This is a genomic window from Bombilactobacillus bombi, assembly GCF_013607485.1.
GTDB classification, from domain to species: Bacteria; Bacillota; Bacilli; order Lactobacillales; family Lactobacillaceae; genus Bombilactobacillus; species Bombilactobacillus bombi_A.
In genome coordinates this window covers 1-424 of the sequence record NZ_SCHP01000154.1, presented here as the reverse complement: position 1 = coordinate 424, position 424 = coordinate 1, and the positions used below count along the sequence as shown (strand labels likewise).

1 pseudogene is annotated in these 424 nt (G+C 27.8%); it reads right to left on the bottom strand.

The window, feature by feature from the left end:
* Positions 1-184, bottom strand: a pseudogene (locus tag EQ827_RS08905) (VanZ family protein); the annotation flags it as partial.
* Positions 185-424 lie beyond the last annotated feature (240 nt).

Here is a 424-nt window from a genome sequence, read left to right as displayed (position 1 = left end):
GTTCTTTACCTGCATATAAAAAATTAACTTTAGCTAAACGATCATAAAAAGGCTTGTTCGATAAATAACGCTTCAAAAAAGGTACAGAGGTTTGCTGGTGATATGACATCGAAGAACTTATAAATAGACCACCAATAATTAAAAAAATCATTATAAAAGCCAACCAACGTACCTTGCTTTTCATTAATCTCAAAACCTCAGTAATTTATTTAAAAACACTATTCTTATTTTAACTATTTCACGCACAAATAAACAGTATTAATTGCTAAAAATAAAGCCAGAATTCTAATTAATAATGAACTCAGGCTTGAAAAGTAAACTACAATAAAATTTTCCACTTTTCTATTTTTAATTAGAAGTGACTGAACTAATTACCGCTAAAGCTCAAATCTAAATCTACCTTAGCCTAGAATTAGTAATGTAT